This window comes from Cupriavidus sp. IK-TO18 (assembly GCF_015549295.1).
Classification (GTDB): Bacteria; Pseudomonadota; Gammaproteobacteria; order Burkholderiales; family Burkholderiaceae; genus Cupriavidus; species Cupriavidus oxalaticus_A.
The window spans coordinates 1-534 of record NZ_JADGMP010000072.1; the positions used below are offsets into that span (position 1 = coordinate 1).

The 534-nt window shown below is 70.3% G+C and carries 1 pseudogene; it reads left to right on the forward strand.

Going from position 1 to position 534, the window contains the following annotated elements:
• Positions 1-470, forward strand: a pseudogene (locus IPF36_RS34120) (helix-turn-helix domain-containing protein); the annotation flags it as partial.
• Positions 471-534: the final 64 nt, after the last annotated feature.

Below are 534 nucleotides of genomic sequence, written 5' to 3' on the forward strand. Positions count from 1 at the left end.
GTCTGGCGCGCGGCCGAGAAGCTCGGCTTGTCGCGGCGTCAGGTAGAACGGCTGGTGCTACGCTACCACGAGGACGGTCCCTGTGGCCTGGGCTCGCGCAAGCGCGGCCGGGACAGCAACCGCCAGCTGCCGCCCGGGCTCGAATCCCGTGTCCGGGGCCTGATCCGCGANNGGCCACGGAGACGGTGCGCCGGATCATGATCGACGCCGGCTTCTGGGTGCCGCGCAAGCAGCGCCCGCCCAAGGTGCACCAGCCGCGGAACCGCCGCGCCTGCCTGGGCGAGCTGGTGCAGATCGATGGCAGCGACCACGCCTGGTTCGAGGAGCGGGCGCCGGCGTGCACGCTGCTCGTGTTTGTCGATGACGCGACCGGGCGGCTGATGCAGCTTTTGTTCGTGCCGACCGAGTCCACGGCGGCGTATTTCAGCGCCACGCGCGCCTATGTCGAGCGTCACGGCAAGCCGATGGCGTTCTAGGAGAGCGCGCCAAAACGGGGGCTGACGGCCGGACCGCTACTGAGAGGCCAGTGAGGCA